Source organism: Aromatoleum tolulyticum, from assembly GCF_900156155.1.
Taxonomy (GTDB): domain Bacteria; phylum Pseudomonadota; class Gammaproteobacteria; order Burkholderiales; family Rhodocyclaceae; genus Aromatoleum; species Aromatoleum tolulyticum.
In genome coordinates this window covers 330,127-344,208 of sequence record NZ_FTMD01000001.1, presented here as the reverse complement: position 1 = coordinate 344,208, position 14,082 = coordinate 330,127, and the positions used below count along the sequence as shown (strand labels likewise).

The window sequence follows — 14,082 nt, the reverse complement described above, 5'->3', positions numbered from 1 at the left end:
AAGATCCGGAAGAGTGGACACGGTGCGACCGGAGGCGGGCCGCCCTGCGGCGGGTATTGTCACTCCAAGTCAGCCGTTCGACGCGGTGAGGCGTCGCCAGGTTCGCGCCATTGTCGCGAATGGCGCCGTTCCGGTACCTTTCAGTGGCGCCGCCGACTCAGGCCGAGGCCGACGAGGGCGATGCCGATGAGCGCGAGAATGTCGGGTTCCGGGACCGCGGCGACGCTGATGTCATCGACCGCAGCGGCCTGCGCGGTGAACAGCCCGCCCGGCATGTTGAACAGGATCAGTTGGTAGCTTGCGCCGAAGATCCCCTGGTTCGCGTGGTCCGTCCACGCGGCGCGCTCTTCTTCGGCCGCCAGGAGCGCGGCGAACTCGTGCAGATCTCCGCCCGACGGTCCGGCGAGGTCGAGTTGATCGACGTCGAGTTCGGCTTCAGGAAGCGAGAGGTCGAAAACATGCCTTCCGAGGCTGGTCGGCGCGTAGCCGGGCAGCACCGATCCGAAGTCGACCGCGTACAGCGGCAAACCGGTCGCGTCGGCGACAGGGCCCGCATAGAGCCCTGCCGTCGTCCATGCAATGGAGAACGTGGTTCCGACTTCGAGCCCGGAAACGGTGCCCGACTCGGTCGACGAGCTGGTCGGACCGGCGCGCGTGACCGTCAGGGTCGCGATCCCCGCATAGCCCGCGAGGCTCTCCGCGTCCGTGGCCAACTGCGCCTGGGCGGAGGGCAAGGTCGCGACGAGGGCCGACGCGAGTGCGAAGCGTTTGATAGCGGTGCTCTTTTGCATGAAGCGGTTGCTCGTCCTGAAAACGGCCGAGCTCCTTGTGTCATGAATAAGCAATATTCGTGCAAAACTACCGTAGTGCGCTGAATATAAGGAAAAATTTTACTTTGCGACGTGCACATCGACCCCTGTGTGTAAAAATTGCCGACATACGCGCGATCTCGCCCGATGCGCCGCCGATTTGCGTGAGACGCGCACGCGGTTTATCTTCGGCGCAATCCGCCCAGAACCTTCCTGCCGCTCCATGCCGAAGCGCTCCCCTCCGTTCCGCTGCGGGCACGTCCACTCCCATTGGCCCGAATGCAACCCGACGTGAACACCAACGCGCCCGCCCGCCCGCGTGACGTCGCCATGCTCGGCCAGGTATTCACGCCCGAGGCGGTGGTGCGCGCGATGCTCGCGCTGCGCCGCAACCGCGGCCGCGTGCTGGAGCCGTCCTGCGGCGACGGCGCCTTCCTGCGCCACCTGCCGGGCGCGGTCGGCATCGAGTACGACGCCGACCACTGCCCGCCCGGCGCGACGAACATCGATTTTTTCGCCTACCCGGAAAGCGAGCGCTTCGACACGATCATCGGCAATCCGCCCTACGTGCGCTTCCAGGACATCCCGGCGGCGACGCGCGCGCTGCTGCACGACGAGCACTTCGACGGGCGTTCCAACCTGTACCTGTTCTTCATCGAGAAGTGCCTGCGTCACCTTGCGCCGGGCGGCGAACTGATCTTCATCACGCCGCGCGACTTCCTCAAGGTGACTTCGGCGGTGAAGCTCAATCGCCTGATGATGGCGAGCGGCACGATCACCGACGCGATCGGGCTCGGCGACGCGCGCGTGTTCGACGACGCGGTGCCGAACTGCCTGATCTGGCGTTTCGAGAAGGACAACTTCGAGCGCAGCATGCGTTACGCGGAGATCGGCGCCAGTGACCGCCTCGCCGATGCGCTCGCGGCGCCGGCCTGGCAGACGCGCCACCTCGTCGAGTGTGCGGGCCACCTGATGTTCGCGCGCGGCGATTATCCGCTGCGGCTGTCGGACGTCGCCTTCGTCAAGGTCGGGGCGGTGTCCGGTGCCGATGACATCTACGCCGACGAGGCGGCCGGCAACCGCGACTTCGTGTGCTCGGCGACGGTGAAGAGCGGAGCCACGCGGCGCATGCTGTGGGTGGAGCCGGACGATCGCCCGCCCGCGGCGCTGTTGCCGCACAAGGAGCGTCTGATCGCGCGCCGCGTGAGCAATTTCGACGAGCGCAACTGGTGGCACTGGGGGCGCGGCTATTTCCAGTCCGGGCGCCCGCGCGTGTATGTGAACGGGCGCACGCGCCGGCCGCAGCCCTTCTTCCTGCACGACTGCCCGCATTACGACGGCGCGGTGCTGGCGGTGTTTCCGCGTCGCGAGGACGTCGATCCCGCGGCCTTCCGCGACGCGCTGAACGCCGTCGACTGGGGCGATCTCGGCTTCGTGTGCGACGGGCGCTACATCTTCACCCAACGCAGCCTCGAGAACGCGCCGCTGCCGGAGCACTTTCGCGCCTTTGCCGCGGTCTGAATCCCTGCGGGGCAGGGTGATGTAGTATTCGGGCAAAACCATCGTCGCCGGCGCGTGTCGCCGGTGGCATCCATTACGGGAAAAATTCCATGGTTCCTCACCTTACGACGGCCCTCACCGGTCCGCTGCTGGAGCTGGAGAAGCACTTCCTCGGCCATGCCACGGAGATCGAACGCTGGATGCGCGTGCAGTGGCAGGACCATATGCCACCCTTCTACGCCTCGACCGACCTGCGCAATTCGGGCTTCAAGCTCGCACCGGTCGACCTCAACCTCTTCCCCGGCGGCTGGAACAACATCAACGATGTGTTCATGCCGCTGTGCGTGCAGGCCGCGCAGGATGCGATCGAGCGCATCTGCCCGGACGCGCGCCAGCTGCTGCTGATCCCCGAGAACCACACGCGCAACCAGTTCTACCTGCAGAACGTCGCCAAGCTGGTGTCGGTGCTGCAGCTCACCGGCCTTGAGGTGCGGGTGGGCTCGCTGTTGCCCGAGATCACCGCGCCGACGACGCTGGAGCTCGCCAACGGCGGCTCGCTGACGCTGGAGCCGCTGGTGCGCACCGGCAACCGCGTCGGGCTTGCCGGCTTCAATCCGTGCGCGATCCTGCTCAACAACGATCTGTCGGGCGGCACCCCGGCGATCCTCAAGGGCCTCGACGAGCAGTGGCTGATCCCGCCGCTGCACGCCGGCTGGCACACGCGGCGCAAGTCGATCCACGCCGCAGCCTACGACCGCGTCGCGCGCGAGTTCGGCGAGGTGATCGGCATCGATCCGTGGCGCATCAACCCCGAGTTCGGCGTGTGCGGCCAGATCAACTTCCAGGAGCGCACCGGCGAGGACTGCCTTGCGGCCGAGGTCGACGGCCTGCTCACGCGCATCCGCGCGAAATACAAGGAATACGGCGTCGACGAGACGCCCTTCGTCGTCGTCAAGGCCGATGCGGGCACCTACGGCATGGGCGTGATGACGGTGCGCGACGCCTCCGAGGTGATCGGGCTGAACCGGCGCCAGCGCAACAAGATGAGCGTTGTGAAGGAAGGCCTGCAGGTGCAGGAGGTGATCATCCAGGAAGGCGTGCATACCTTCGAGACGGTCGATGATGCGGTCGCCGAGCCGGTCGTGTACATGATGGACCGCTTCGTCGTCGGCGGTTTCTACCGCGTGCATACCGAACGCGGCCGCGACGAGAACCTCAACGCGCCGGGCATGCACTTCAAGCCGCTCGCGTTCCAGACCTGCTGCTCGCTGCCCGACTGCCGCCAGGCTCCGGATGCCGCGCCGAACCGCTTCTACGCCTACGGCGTCGTCGCGCGCCTCGCGCTGCTCGCCGCCTCGGTCGAGATCGAGGAAACCGAACCGGCCGAAGCGGACGTCGCGTAAAGGGCGCCCATGACCGACCGTCTCAGGATCGCCTTCATCGTCGACCCGCTCGACCGCCTGAAGGCCTACAAGGATTCGAGCATCGCGATGATGCGCGAGGCCCACGCGCGCGGGCACGCGGTGTTCGCGATCCGGCGCGAGGCGCTGACCTGGCGCGACGGCGTCGTGTCGGCGCGCGCGCTGGCGATCCGCCCGACCGCCGACGACCACGCGTGGTACCTCCCCGGCGAGGAGGCGGTGCTGCCGCTTACGGCCTTTGACGCGGTGCTGATGCGCCAGGATCCGCCCTTCGACTTCGAGTACGTGACCGCGACGTGGATGCTCGAGCGCGCGGTCGCGGGCGGCGCGCGCGTGTTCAACGACCCGCGCGCGATCCGCGACCACTCGGAGAAGCTCGCGATCTGCGAATTCCCGCAGTTCGCCCCGACCACCCTGATCGCGCGCGACGGCGCCGACGTGCATGCCTTCATCGACGAGCTCGGCGACGTGATCCTGAAGCCGCTCGACGGCATGGGAGGCAGCCAGATCTTCCGCGTGCGCGCCGACGACCCGAACCGCAACGTGATCGTCGAGACCCTCACGCACGAGGGCGTGCGCACGATCATGGCGCAGCGTTTCCTGCCGCAGATCGCCGAGGGCGACAAGCGCGTGCTGATCGTCGGCGGCGAGGTCGTGCCGTATTCGCTCGCGCGCATCCCCAAGGCCGGCGAGACGCGCGGCAACCTCGCCGCGGGCGGGCGCGGCGTCGCGATGCCGCTCACCGAGCGCGAACGCGAGGTCGCGGAGTACCTCGCGCCTGTGCTGTGGGGACGCGGGCTGCTGATCGTGGGGCTGGACATGATCGGCGGCCAGCTCACCGAGATCAACGTCACGAGCCCCACCTGCTTCGTCGAGATCGCCGAGCAGAGCGGCTTTTCGGTGGCCGCGCTGCTCGTCGACATGCTCGAGGAGGCCTGCGCCCGATGAGCCTGCGCGAGGCGCTGCGGCATGCCGCCACCGTCCTGCTGGCCCTGCTGTGCGCGGCAGTGCTGACGGCGTGCACCAATGCCGAACTGCACAAGCAGGAGGCCTACGTGTTCGGCACGCGCGTCGACGTCACCGTGTATGGCGAAACGCGCGAGACCGCCGAGGCGGCGATGGCCGAGGTGCTGCGCGAGTTCGACCGCCTGCATCGCGCCTACCATGCGTGGCAGCCGTCCGAGCTGACCAGGCTGAACGACGCGATCGCGCGCGGCGAGGTCGCGACCGTGTCGAACGAACTCGCCGCGATGCTGACGGACGCGGGCCGGCTGGCGGACCTGGGTGACAACCTGTTCAATCCCGCGATGGGCGCGCTGATCGAGATGTGGGGCTTCCAGGCCGACGAGTTCGTGCCGCGCCGCCCCGATCCCTCCGCGCTACGGGCGGTGCTGGACGCGGCGCCGCGCATGTCCGACCTCGTCATCAACGCCAACCAGGTCGAAAGCCGCAATCCGGCCGTGAAGCTCGACCTCGGCGGCTATGCCAAGGGCTATGCGCTCGACCGCGCGGCGGCGATCCTGCGCGCGAAGGGCATCGAGAATGCGCTCATCAACATCGGCGGCAACATCCTGGCGCTGGGCAAGAAGGGCGACAGCCCGTGGCGCATCGGCCTGCAGCACCCGCGCGAGCCGCAACCGCTGGCGACGCTGCCGCTCTACGACGGCGAGGCGATCGGCACTTCGGGCGACTACCAGCGCTACTTCGAGCTCGACGGCAAGCGCTACTCGCATCTGCTCGACCCGCGCAGCGGCGGGCCCGCCGAGGCGACGCAGTCCATGACCGTGCTGGTGACCCCGCGCGAAGGGGCCGGCACGCTGTCCGACGCCGCGAGCAAGCCGCCCTTCATCGCCGGCGACAACTGGCGCCAATACACGCGCCGCTACGGCATCGACCACGCGCTGCGCGTCGCCGCCAACGGGCATATCGAGGTCACGCGCGAACTGCGCGCCCGCTTGCAGTTCCCGTCCGGCACCGCGCCCGTAACGGTCGTCGATTGATGCCGCCGCTGCGTCCCCATCTCGATCGCCTCGCGATCTCGATGATGGTCGTGCTGTGCTCGATCTGGGGCCTGCAGCAGGCCGCGATCAAGATCACCAATGTCGGCATCTCGCCGCTGTGGCAGGCCGGCTGGCGCTCTGCCGGCGCGACGCTGCTGATCCTGCTGTGGGCGCGCCTGCGCGGGGTGAGGCTTGCGGAACCGGACGGGACCCTCGCGCCCGGCATCATCGCGGGGGTGCTGTTCGCCGCCGAGTTCGCGCTGATCTTCGCCGCGCTGCAATACACCACCGCCTCGCGCGGCGTGATCTTCCTGTACACCGCGCCCTTCATGGTTGCCATCGGCGCCGTGTGGCTGCTGCCGCACGAGCACATGCGGCGCGCGCAATGGGTCGGCATGGCGCTCGCGTTCGTCGGCGTGCTGGTGCTGTTCGGCGAGGGCCTGCTGGAGCCGTCCGGGAAGGCGTGGATCGGCGACCTGATGATGCTGGGTGCGGCGGTGGCGTGGGCCGCGACGACGCTCACGGTGAAGGTGAGCCCGCTTGCGCGCGCGTCGGCGGAAAAGACCCTGCTGTACCAGCTCGGCGTCTCGGCGCTGACGCTGACGCCGCTGTCGCTCGCCCTCGGCGAGGTGGGCGTGTTCGCCGCCGACGCGCGCGTGTGGACGGCCTTCGCCTTCCAGACCGTGATCGTCGCCGCGGCGAGCTACCTCGCGTGGTTCTGGCTGATCTCGCAGTACCCGGCGACGCGCCTGTCGTCGTTCTCCTTCCTCACCCCGGTGATGGGCGTGCTGGCGGGCGTCGTCGTGCTCGGCGAAGCCATGACCGCGGCGATCTGGCTCGCGCTCGTGTTCGTCGGCGCCGGCATCTGGATCGCCAACCGCCCCGCGCCGGCGGCCTGACCGCGGCGCCTCGGCCGCCTCACGCGCTCGCCGCCGCCTCTTCGCGCAGCCAGTCGGCGAAACGTGCGACCTCCGGGCGCTGCACGCCTGCCGCGCGCACCAGCCAGAAACCCCGATCCGCGATCTCGCGCGCGCCGCTGCCGACGCGCACGAGCCGCCCGTCCGCGAGCAGTTCGCCGACCAGCCGGGCGCGACCGATCGCGATGCCCTGTCCGGCGACCGCTGCCTGGATCAGCTGGTCGTAGTGGTTGAACACCAGCACCGCACGCGGGCGCAGCTGTTCCAGTCCCATCGCCGCGAGCCAGTCGCTCCAGCGCAGCCACGGGTAGCGCGGGTCGTCGAAGTCGAGCAGCACGGTCTGCGGCAGCGTCGTCGCGTCGAGCGCGCGCGGCCAGCGCCGGGCTGGCGACCGGCACCACCGATTCGCCGAACAGCCGCTCGGCGCCGGGCGGGGCGTCGCGGTCGGCGCAGTAGCGCACCGCGAGGTCCACGTCCTCGCGCGCGAGGTCGACCATGCGGTTGCTCGCCGCGACGCGCACGTCGATGTTCGGATGGCGCGCCTGGAAGCGCGCCAGGCGCGGCACCAGCCACAGCGCCGAGATGCCGATGCTGGCCGTGACCGTCACCGGCCGCGGGCCGCGCGGGCGCAGCGTGTCGGCGAGCGCCGCGTACTCGGCGAGCCAGGCCTCGGCGGCGCGGGCGAGGCGGGCGCCCTCGGCGGTGAGCGCGAGGCTGCGCACCCCGCGTACGAACAGCGCCACCCCGAGCGCGTCCTCGAGCGCCTGCACCTGGCGGCTGATCGCCGACTGGGTGAGGAACAGCTCCTCGGCCGCGCGCGTGAAGCTGAGGTGCCGTGCCGCGGCGACGAAGCCGCGCAGCGGGTCCAGCGGAGGGAGGCGGGCGGGTGCCGTACGCATGATTTTTACGCATCCGATTGATGCGCATTATCCGTTTGTGTGCGTGTGATGTGCTGACGATACTGCAAACGTGGCGATACGGACAGATGCGCTTCGTGCATCCGTGATCGCGACACGGGAGATCGTCATGGACGTGCGTACGGAAATCACGCGCCTGTCCCTCGGGGCGAGCGGAACGATGGTCCTCGACCGGGCGCTCGGCGTCGAGGTGATCGGGCACAAGGGCTGCGTATGGCTGACCCAGCACGGCGACAGCCGCGACGTCGTGCTCGGTCCGGGACAGTCCTTCACGCTCGGGAACGCGTCGGATGTCGTCATCACCTCGGTGCGCGGCGCCGAGTTCATCCTGCGTTCCTCGCCATGCACGGCTCCTGCACCAAGGGGGTGGCTGCAACGGTTCGCCGGCTGGTTCGACGCGCGCGCCCGCAGCCGCGCATGTGCGGCGCAAGGCGGCCGCGTGAGCCTGCATCGGGTCGCGTGAGGCGGGGGCGCATCCGTGCCGCGGATCGGCTACAGTGAGCGTTGATCCGTCTTTCGAAAGGGCGAACGAAGGGGGAACTGCAACATGTCAGACCCGAAGATCGAGTTCTGGTACGAGTTCGCGAGCTCGTATTCCTACCTGTCGGTGATGCGCATCGAGGCGCTGGCGGCCGACGCCGGCGTCGCAGTGGAGTGGAAACCCTTCCTGCTCGGCCCGGTGTTCCTCGCGATGGGCTGGAACGATTCTCCGTTCAACATCTATCCGCCCAAGGGGCGCTACATGTGGCGCGACCTCGCACGCCTCGCGGACAAGTACGGGCTGCCGTTCCGCGTGCCGAGCCGCTTCCCGCGCAACGGCCTGCTCGCGGCGCGGCTCGCGTTGCTGGGCGGGGAGCAGGGCTGGGTCGCGGAATTCTCGCGCAGGGTGATGCTCGCCAACTTCGCCGAAGACCGCGAGATCGGCGAGCCCGAGGTGATCGGGGCGATCCTCGCGGAACTGGGCCTGCCGGTCGACGAACTGCTGGCGGCCGCGGTCACCGAGGACAACAAGCGCGCGTTGCGCCGCCAGACCGAGCGCGCGGCCGAACTCGGCATGTTCGGCGCGCCGAGCTTCCGCGTCGGCGACGAACTCTTCTGGGGCAACGACCGGCTGGAAGACGCGCTCGCGTGGTCACGGCGTGCGGCCCGCTGAGGCGGCGCGCCGAACGTTTCGTCGGCTCGCCGTTCAGTTGGCCGGCTTGGCCGCGTCCTTCGCTGCGTCCTTGGCCTTCTCCGCCTCGCGCTTGCGGATGCGCTCCTCGTAGCGCGCACGGTCGCGCGCCGCCGCGTCCGCGCGGCCGGCCGCTTCGGCCTCGGCCTGCGCGCGCGCCTTGGCCTTCTCCGCATCCTTCTGCTTGCGTTCCGTCTGCTCTGCTTCCTTCGCGCGGACCGCGTCGGCCTCGCGCTGGCGGCGGGTGCTTTCCGCCATCGGGTCGGGCTGGATCGTGAAGGCGCCTTCCGGCGTGGGTGCCGCCGGCTCGCTCGGCGCGTCGGTGCGCGTACGCCCGCTTTCCGCGGCGGCGCGCTGCTTCTGCGCCAATTCGGTGCGGCTCGCCTCGGCTTCGAGCGCGCGCGCCTTGCCCACCGTCGCCAGGCGCGCATCCTTCGCCCGGGCGATGCAGCGATTCACGAGGAAGCGCTCGTAGCACTTCGGCAACTCCGCGGCGAGCGCGTCGTCGGCCTGCTGGCGCAGCGCCTTGGCTTCGTCGCGCAGCTTCGCGGCGCGTTCCAGCTCGGGGTTGGCATCCGCGGCGGCGTCGGCGGCCATTACGCCTCCGCAGGCGAGGGTGAGCAGCAGGGGCAGGAGATGGGACAGAAGAGGGGGCACGATGTCCGGCGGCGGTCGGGTTCGGGGATGCGTAGAATAACGCCTTTGCCCGAAGATGCGCTGACGTGATCCAGTTTCGCAACCTCCGCCTCGCCCGGGGCGCCAAAGTCCTCGTCGATTCCGTCTCGCTGCAGATCCATCCCGGCTGGCGGGTCGGCCTGACCGGCGCCAACGGCACCGGCAAGTCCAGCCTGTTCGCGCTGCTGCGCGGGCTGCTGCATCAGGACCAGGGCGACCTCGAGATCCCCGCCGGCTGGCAGATCGCCCACGTCGCGCAGGAAACGCCGGCGCTGGCGAAGCCGGCGATCGAATACGTGCTCGACGGCGACACCGAGCTGCGCGAAGTCGAGGCGAAGCTCGCCGCGGCGGAGGCGGCGCAGGACGGCGCGCATATCGGAGAACTCCACGCGCGCCTGCACGAGATCGGCGGCTACGCGTCGCGCGCCCGCGCGGCGGCGCTGCTCGACGGCCTCGGCTTCGTCGGCGACGACCCCGAGCGGCCGGTGTCGGACTTCTCCGGCGGCTGGCGCATGCGCCTGAACCTCGCTCAGGCGCTGATGTGCCGCTCCGACCTGCTGCTGCTCGACGAGCCGACCAACCACCTCGACCTCGACGCCGTGCTGTGGCTCGAGCAGTGGCTGCGCGACTACCGCGGCACGCTGCTGCTGATCTCGCACGACCGCGAATTCCTCGACGCCTGCATCACCCACATCGCGCACATCGAGCAGCAGCGCCTCACGCTCTACACCGGCGGCTATTCCGACTTCGAGCGTCAGCGCGCCGAGCGCCTCGCGCAGCAGCAGGCGATGTTCGAGAAGCAGCAGCGCGAGGTCGCGCACATCGAGAACTACATCCGCCGCTTCCGCGCCCAGGCGACCAAGGCCCGCCAGGCGCAAAGCCGCATCAAGGCGCTCGAGCGCATGGAGCGCATCGCCGCGGCGCACATCGACACGCCCTTCGCCTTCACCTTCCGCGAAGGGCCGGCCGCGCCCGATCCGCTGCTGCAGATCGAGGACGGCGCCGTCGCGTACGGCAACCGCACCGTGCTCGACCGCGTCCGCCTGACGCTGCGCCCCGGCGAGCGCGTGGGCCTGCTCGGGCGCAACGGCGCCGGCAAGTCGACGCTGATCAAGCTGCTCGCGGGCGAGCTGCAGCTCGCCGCCGGCAGCCGCAGCGAAGGCAAGGGCCTGGCGATCGGCTACTTCGCGCAGCACCAGCTGGAGACGCTGCGCGCCGACGAATCTCCGCTGCAGCACATGATCCGCCTCGACCCGCGCGCCCGCGAGCAGGAGCTGCGCGACTACCTCGGCGGCTTCGATTTCCGCGGCGACGATGTCGGCGGCACCTCGACGCCGGCGACGACGCCCTGCGGCCCCTTCTCCGGCGGCGAGAAATCGCGCCTCGCGCTCGCGCTGATGATCTGGCAGCGGCCTAACCTGATGCTGCTCGACGAGCCCACCAACCACCTCGACCTAGAGATGCGCCATGCGCTCACGCTCGCGCTGCAGGACTACGAGGGCGGCATGGTGCTGGTGTCGCACGACCGCGCGCTGCTGCGCGCGACCTGCGACCGCTTCCTGCTCGTCGACGACGGCCGCATCCAGCCCTTCGACGGCGACCTCGACGATTACCGCGACTGGCTCGCGACGCGCCGCGCGCAGGCCGCCGAGGCCGCGAAGTGTCCGGACCGCGAAGCCGACAAGGCCGCGCGCAAGGCCGACCGCGCGCAGTCCGCGGCCGAACGCCAGGCGCGGCTCGCGGCGCGCCGCCCGCTGGTGAAGGAGATCGACCAGATCGAGAAGAAGCTCGCCGGCTGGCAGGGCGAGAAGAAGCTGCTCGATGCGCGCCTGTCCGACCCGTCGCTGTACGCGGGCGGCGACTCCGCCCAGCTGCAGACGCTGCTCAAGCGCCAGGCGGAACTCGCCGGCTGGATCGACGCGGCGGAGCTGCGCTGGCTGGAGATCTCCGAGGCGCTGGAGGCGATGCCGGCCGACTGAACCCCGCGGCTGCCCCCGTCCGGCCTAGATCAGGCCGTCGCGGGCAGCCAGCGCGCCGGGTCGATCTGCCACTGCGCGAAATCCTCGTGCTCGACGATCGCGTCCGACGAGTCGGCGAGGTTCAACTCGCGCGGCGTCGTGTAGCAGCGCTGCTTGAGGTCGAAGATCACCAGCACGCGCGGCTTGAGCAGGTTGTCCGGGTTCTGCTCCTGCACCACCGCGAGCGCGTTGCTCTGCAGGCTCACGAGCGCGCCGGTCGGGTAGATGCCGATCGAGCGGATGAAGGCGTGCACGAGCTTGGGCGCGAAGTGGAACTTGCTCCATTCGAGCAGTTTGCGCAGCGCCAGCGTCGGCGGCATGCCCTGGTGGTACACGCGGTTCGACGTGATCGCGTCATACACGTCGACGATCGCGGCCATCTGCCCGTACAGGCTGATGCCGTCGCCCGCGAGCCGGTTCGGGTAGCCGGTGCCGTCGAAGCGTTCGTGGTGCTGCGCGGCGACGTCCAGCGCGATCTCGCTGATGCCCGGGGTGTTCTGCAGGATGATCTTGCTCTGCACGACGTGCGACTTCATCGCATCGAATTCGGCGTCGGTGAGCTTGCCCGGCTTGTTGAGGATGTGCTCGGGCACTTTCGCCTTGCCGACGTCGTGCAGCAGGGCACCGATCGAGATCTCGTGGATCACCTCGCGCGGCAGCTCCAGCGTGCGCGCGAAGCTCGTCATCAGCGCGCACACCGACACCGAATGCATGAAGGTGTAGTCGTCGTGGTCCTTCAGGTGCAGCAAGGGCAGCAGCGCGTCGGACTTGCGGAAGATCGACGCGACGATGTTGTCGACCAGCGGTTCGATCTGTTCCAGTTCGATCTGCTTGCCGAGGCGGATGTCGCCCATCATGTCCTGCACGATGCGGCGGGCCTCGCCGTGTAGTCGCCGCGCGCGATAGCGCTCGGCTTCGGGCGAGATCGCCAGCTCCTCGGTCGGCCGCGTCGTCGCGATGCGGTCCAGCGTCGCATCGAGTTCGCGTGCGGCCTCGTCCGCGCTCGGCGCGTCGGCCACGTCGCCGCCGCGCGCGGTGTCGATGTAGATCTCGCGCACGCCGATGGCGCGCACGCGCGCCAGCGTCGCCGCGTCCTTGACGAGGAAGCGGCTGAGCACGAAATCGTGGTCGATCCAGTCGCAGTTCAGGTCGTGGATGAACATGCCCCGCGCGAGCTGTTCGGTGCGTATGAGTTTGATCATCGGCGGGAGGCGGTGCGGGCCGGCGCGTGGTTGGTGGGTTAGTTGCGATTTATACCGCATATCGGTGGTCGCCGCGCGACCGCGGCCGCGTGCGGCGGTGTCTGCGCCGCACTGCCGGGCGCGGGCCGTTTGCGGCTAAAGTGGCATCGTGCACGCCCGTCGTGCCTGCGCGCCACCCTTGCCCCGAGGTTCTTCGCATGCCTGCTGCCCTGCCGCTGGATCTGCCGGCCCTGCTCGCCGCGCGCGAGCGCATCCGCGACGCCATCCTGCGCACCGTGCAGTGGCAGAACGACCCGCTCTCGGACGAGCTCGGCGTGCCGCTGCGTCTCAAGCTGGAAAACCTGCAGCGCACCGGCTCGTTCAAGCTGCGCGGGGCCACGCACAAGATCGGCCGTCTGATCGCGGGCGCGCATCCGCCCACCGGCGTGGTCGCCGCGTCGGCCGGCAATCACGCCCAGGGCGTCGCGCGTGCGGCCGCCCAGTGCGGACTGCGCGCCGTCGTCTTCATGCCCGTGAACGCGCCGCTCACGAAGGTCCAGTCGTGCCGCAAGCTCGGCGCCGACGTGCGCCTGGTCGGCGAGACGCTGGAGGTGGCGACCGACGAGGCCCTGAAGCTGGCGCAGGCCGAAGGCCTCACCTTCCTCCATCCCTACGACGACTGGGATGTGATCGCCGGGCAGGCGAGCTGCGGCCTGGAGATGCTGGAGGACGCCCCCGACATGACGGTCGCGATCGTGCCGCTGGGCGGCGGCGGGCTGATCTCGGGCATTGCGCTCGCGCTCAAGCTGCAGAATCCGGCGATCCGCGTGATCGGCGTGCAGACCGAGACGGTCGCGCCGTGGCGCACCTACCTGCGCGACGGTGCGCTGGAGGAGGTGCCCCCGGGCGCACACACCATCGCCGACGGCATCAAGGTCAAGCGCCCCGGCAAGCTCACGCGCCAGGTCATCGCGCGCTACGTCGACGAGATCGTCACCGTCGACGACAACGCGATCGCCGAGGCCATCGTCACGCTGCTCGAACGCACCCGCACGATCGGCGAGGGCGCCGGCGTCGTCGGGCTCGCCGCGCTGATGCAGAAGAAGATCGCGCTGTGTCCGGACGACCGTGCGGTGGTGGTGATCTCGGGCGGCAACGTCGACATGACGCTGGTCGGGCGTTCGATCGACTACGGCCTGGCGTCGAGCGGGCGGCTGATGTGCGTCGCGGTGACCATCTCCGACGCGCCGGGGCAGCTGCTCGCGGTGCTCAAGACGGTCGCCGACCTGGGCATGAACGTGCGCCACGTCGAACACCGGCGCGGCGAGCTGCACGTGCCGGTGGGCATGACCGAGGTGATCCTGCAGATGGAGACGCGCGACTTCGAACACCAGGAGGAATTGCGCGTGCATTTCGCACAGCAGGGGCTGCGCGTGCGCAACCTGCTCGGCAGCTGAGCACGAGGGTGCAGGA

General features: G+C 69.6%; 12 protein-coding genes and 1 pseudogene. 9 read left to right on the top strand and 4 right to left on the bottom strand.

Annotation, left to right across the window (positions count from 1 at the left end; translation table 11 throughout):
* Positions 1-140 precede the first annotated feature (140 nt).
* A complete protein-coding gene (locus tag BW991_RS01550; protein ID WP_076600334.1) occupies positions 141-791 on the bottom strand; it encodes a PEP-CTERM sorting domain-containing protein in 651 nt (216 codons plus the stop codon).
* Between the two features lie 348 nt (positions 792-1,139).
* On the opposite strand from BW991_RS01550, the gene BW991_RS01545 reads away from it, so the two are divergent.
* From BW991_RS01545 to BW991_RS01525, 5 genes are all read left to right on the top strand, one after another.
* The gene (locus BW991_RS01545) at positions 1,140-2,330 is read left to right on the top strand and encodes an Eco57I restriction-modification methylase domain-containing protein (protein WP_244551582.1); all 1,191 of its coding nucleotides are present in this window, start codon (positions 1,140-1,142) and stop codon (positions 2,328-2,330) included.
* 89 nt (positions 2,331-2,419) lie between these two features.
* On the top strand, positions 2,420-3,712 hold the full coding sequence (gene gshA / locus BW991_RS01540; RefSeq protein ID WP_076600332.1) for a glutamate--cysteine ligase: 1,293 nt from the start codon (positions 2,420-2,422) through the stop codon (positions 3,710-3,712).
* 9 nt (positions 3,713-3,721) lie between these two features.
* On the top strand, positions 3,722-4,678 hold the full coding sequence (gene gshB, locus BW991_RS01535) for a glutathione synthase (RefSeq protein WP_076600331.1): 957 nt from the start codon (positions 3,722-3,724) through the stop codon (positions 4,676-4,678).
* Positions 4,675-5,730 carry an FAD:protein FMN transferase gene (locus tag BW991_RS01530; protein WP_084204916.1) on the top strand — a complete coding sequence of 352 codons (1,056 nt, stop codon included), beginning with the start codon at positions 4,675-4,677 and terminating at the stop codon, positions 5,728-5,730. The genes gshB and BW991_RS01530 overlap by 4 nt, the downstream gene beginning before the upstream one ends.
* A complete protein-coding gene (locus BW991_RS01525; RefSeq protein WP_076600330.1) occupies positions 5,730-6,629 on the top strand; it encodes a DMT family transporter in 900 nt (299 codons plus the stop codon). The genes BW991_RS01530 and BW991_RS01525 overlap by 1 nt, the downstream gene beginning before the upstream one ends.
* A 19-nt stretch (positions 6,630-6,648) precedes the next feature.
* Here BW991_RS01525 and BW991_RS24440 read toward each other — a convergent pair.
* Positions 6,649-7,546: pseudogene (locus tag BW991_RS24440) on the bottom strand (LysR substrate-binding domain-containing protein).
* Between the two features lie 127 nt (positions 7,547-7,673).
* Between BW991_RS24440 and BW991_RS01515 the strand changes: the two are divergent.
* Positions 7,674-8,027 carry a DUF2917 domain-containing protein gene (locus BW991_RS01515; protein ID WP_076600329.1) on the top strand — a complete coding sequence of 118 codons (354 nt, stop codon included), beginning with the start codon at positions 7,674-7,676 and terminating at the stop codon, positions 8,025-8,027.
* Between the two features lie 84 nt (positions 8,028-8,111).
* Positions 8,112-8,717: a 2-hydroxychromene-2-carboxylate isomerase gene (locus BW991_RS01510; RefSeq protein WP_076600328.1), complete on the top strand. Its 606-nt coding sequence runs from the start codon at positions 8,112-8,114 to the stop codon at positions 8,715-8,717.
* Positions 8,718-8,750: 33 nt separating this feature from the next.
* On the opposite strand, the gene BW991_RS01505 is transcribed toward BW991_RS01510, so the two are convergent.
* The gene (locus BW991_RS01505) at positions 8,751-9,332 is read right to left on the bottom strand and encodes a hypothetical protein (RefSeq protein ID WP_244551572.1); all 582 of its coding nucleotides are present in this window, start codon (positions 9,330-9,332) and stop codon (positions 8,751-8,753) included.
* Positions 9,333-9,457: 125 nt separating this feature from the next.
* Here BW991_RS01505 and BW991_RS01500 point away from each other — a divergent pair, with 125 nt between their 5' ends.
* Positions 9,458-11,389 (top strand): ATP-binding cassette domain-containing protein, encoded by a 1,932-nt coding sequence (locus BW991_RS01500; RefSeq protein WP_076600326.1) that lies wholly within the window; start codon positions 9,458-9,460, stop codon positions 11,387-11,389.
* 29 nt (positions 11,390-11,418) lie between these two features.
* Here the strand turns inward: BW991_RS01500 and BW991_RS01495 are convergent, their stop codons facing one another.
* Positions 11,419-12,630: an HD-GYP domain-containing protein gene (locus tag BW991_RS01495; RefSeq protein WP_076600325.1), complete on the bottom strand. Its 1,212-nt coding sequence runs from the start codon at positions 12,628-12,630 to the stop codon at positions 11,419-11,421.
* Between the two features lie 197 nt (positions 12,631-12,827).
* Here BW991_RS01495 and ilvA point away from each other — a divergent pair, with 197 nt between their 5' ends.
* On the top strand, positions 12,828-14,066 hold the full coding sequence (gene ilvA, locus BW991_RS01490; protein ID WP_076600324.1) for a threonine ammonia-lyase: 1,239 nt from the start codon (positions 12,828-12,830) through the stop codon (positions 14,064-14,066).
* The last annotated feature ends 16 nt before the right edge of the window (positions 14,067-14,082 follow it).

Bases quoted from the DNA above. Each gene is read 5' to 3' on its own strand.
- BW991_RS01530 (WP_084204916.1), top strand. From the start codon at position 4,675: ATGAGCCTGCGCGAGGCGCTGCGGCATGCCGCCACCGTCCTGCTGGCC.
- BW991_RS01550 (WP_076600334.1), bottom strand. From the start codon at position 791: ATGCAAAAGAGCACCGCTATCAAACGCTTCGCACTCGCGTCGGCCCTC.
- BW991_RS01515 (WP_076600329.1), top strand. From the start codon at position 7,674: ATGGACGTGCGTACGGAAATCACGCGCCTGTCCCTCGGGGCGAGCGGA.
- ilvA (WP_076600324.1), top strand. From the start codon at position 12,828: ATGCCTGCTGCCCTGCCGCTGGATCTGCCGGCCCTGCTCGCCGCGCGC.
- gshA (WP_076600332.1), top strand. From the start codon at position 2,420: ATGGTTCCTCACCTTACGACGGCCCTCACCGGTCCGCTGCTGGAGCTG.
- BW991_RS01525 (WP_076600330.1), top strand. From the start codon at position 5,730: ATGCCGCCGCTGCGTCCCCATCTCGATCGCCTCGCGATCTCGATGATG.
- BW991_RS01495 (WP_076600325.1), bottom strand. From the start codon at position 12,630: ATGATCAAACTCATACGCACCGAACAGCTCGCGCGGGGCATGTTCATC.
- gshB (WP_076600331.1), top strand. From the start codon at position 3,722: ATGACCGACCGTCTCAGGATCGCCTTCATCGTCGACCCGCTCGACCGC.
- BW991_RS01505 (WP_244551572.1), bottom strand. From the start codon at position 9,332: ATGGCCGCCGACGCCGCCGCGGATGCCAACCCCGAGCTGGAACGCGCC.
- BW991_RS01545 (WP_244551582.1), top strand. From the start codon at position 1,140: ATGCTCGGCCAGGTATTCACGCCCGAGGCGGTGGTGCGCGCGATGCTC.
- BW991_RS01510 (WP_076600328.1), top strand. From the start codon at position 8,112: ATGTCAGACCCGAAGATCGAGTTCTGGTACGAGTTCGCGAGCTCGTAT.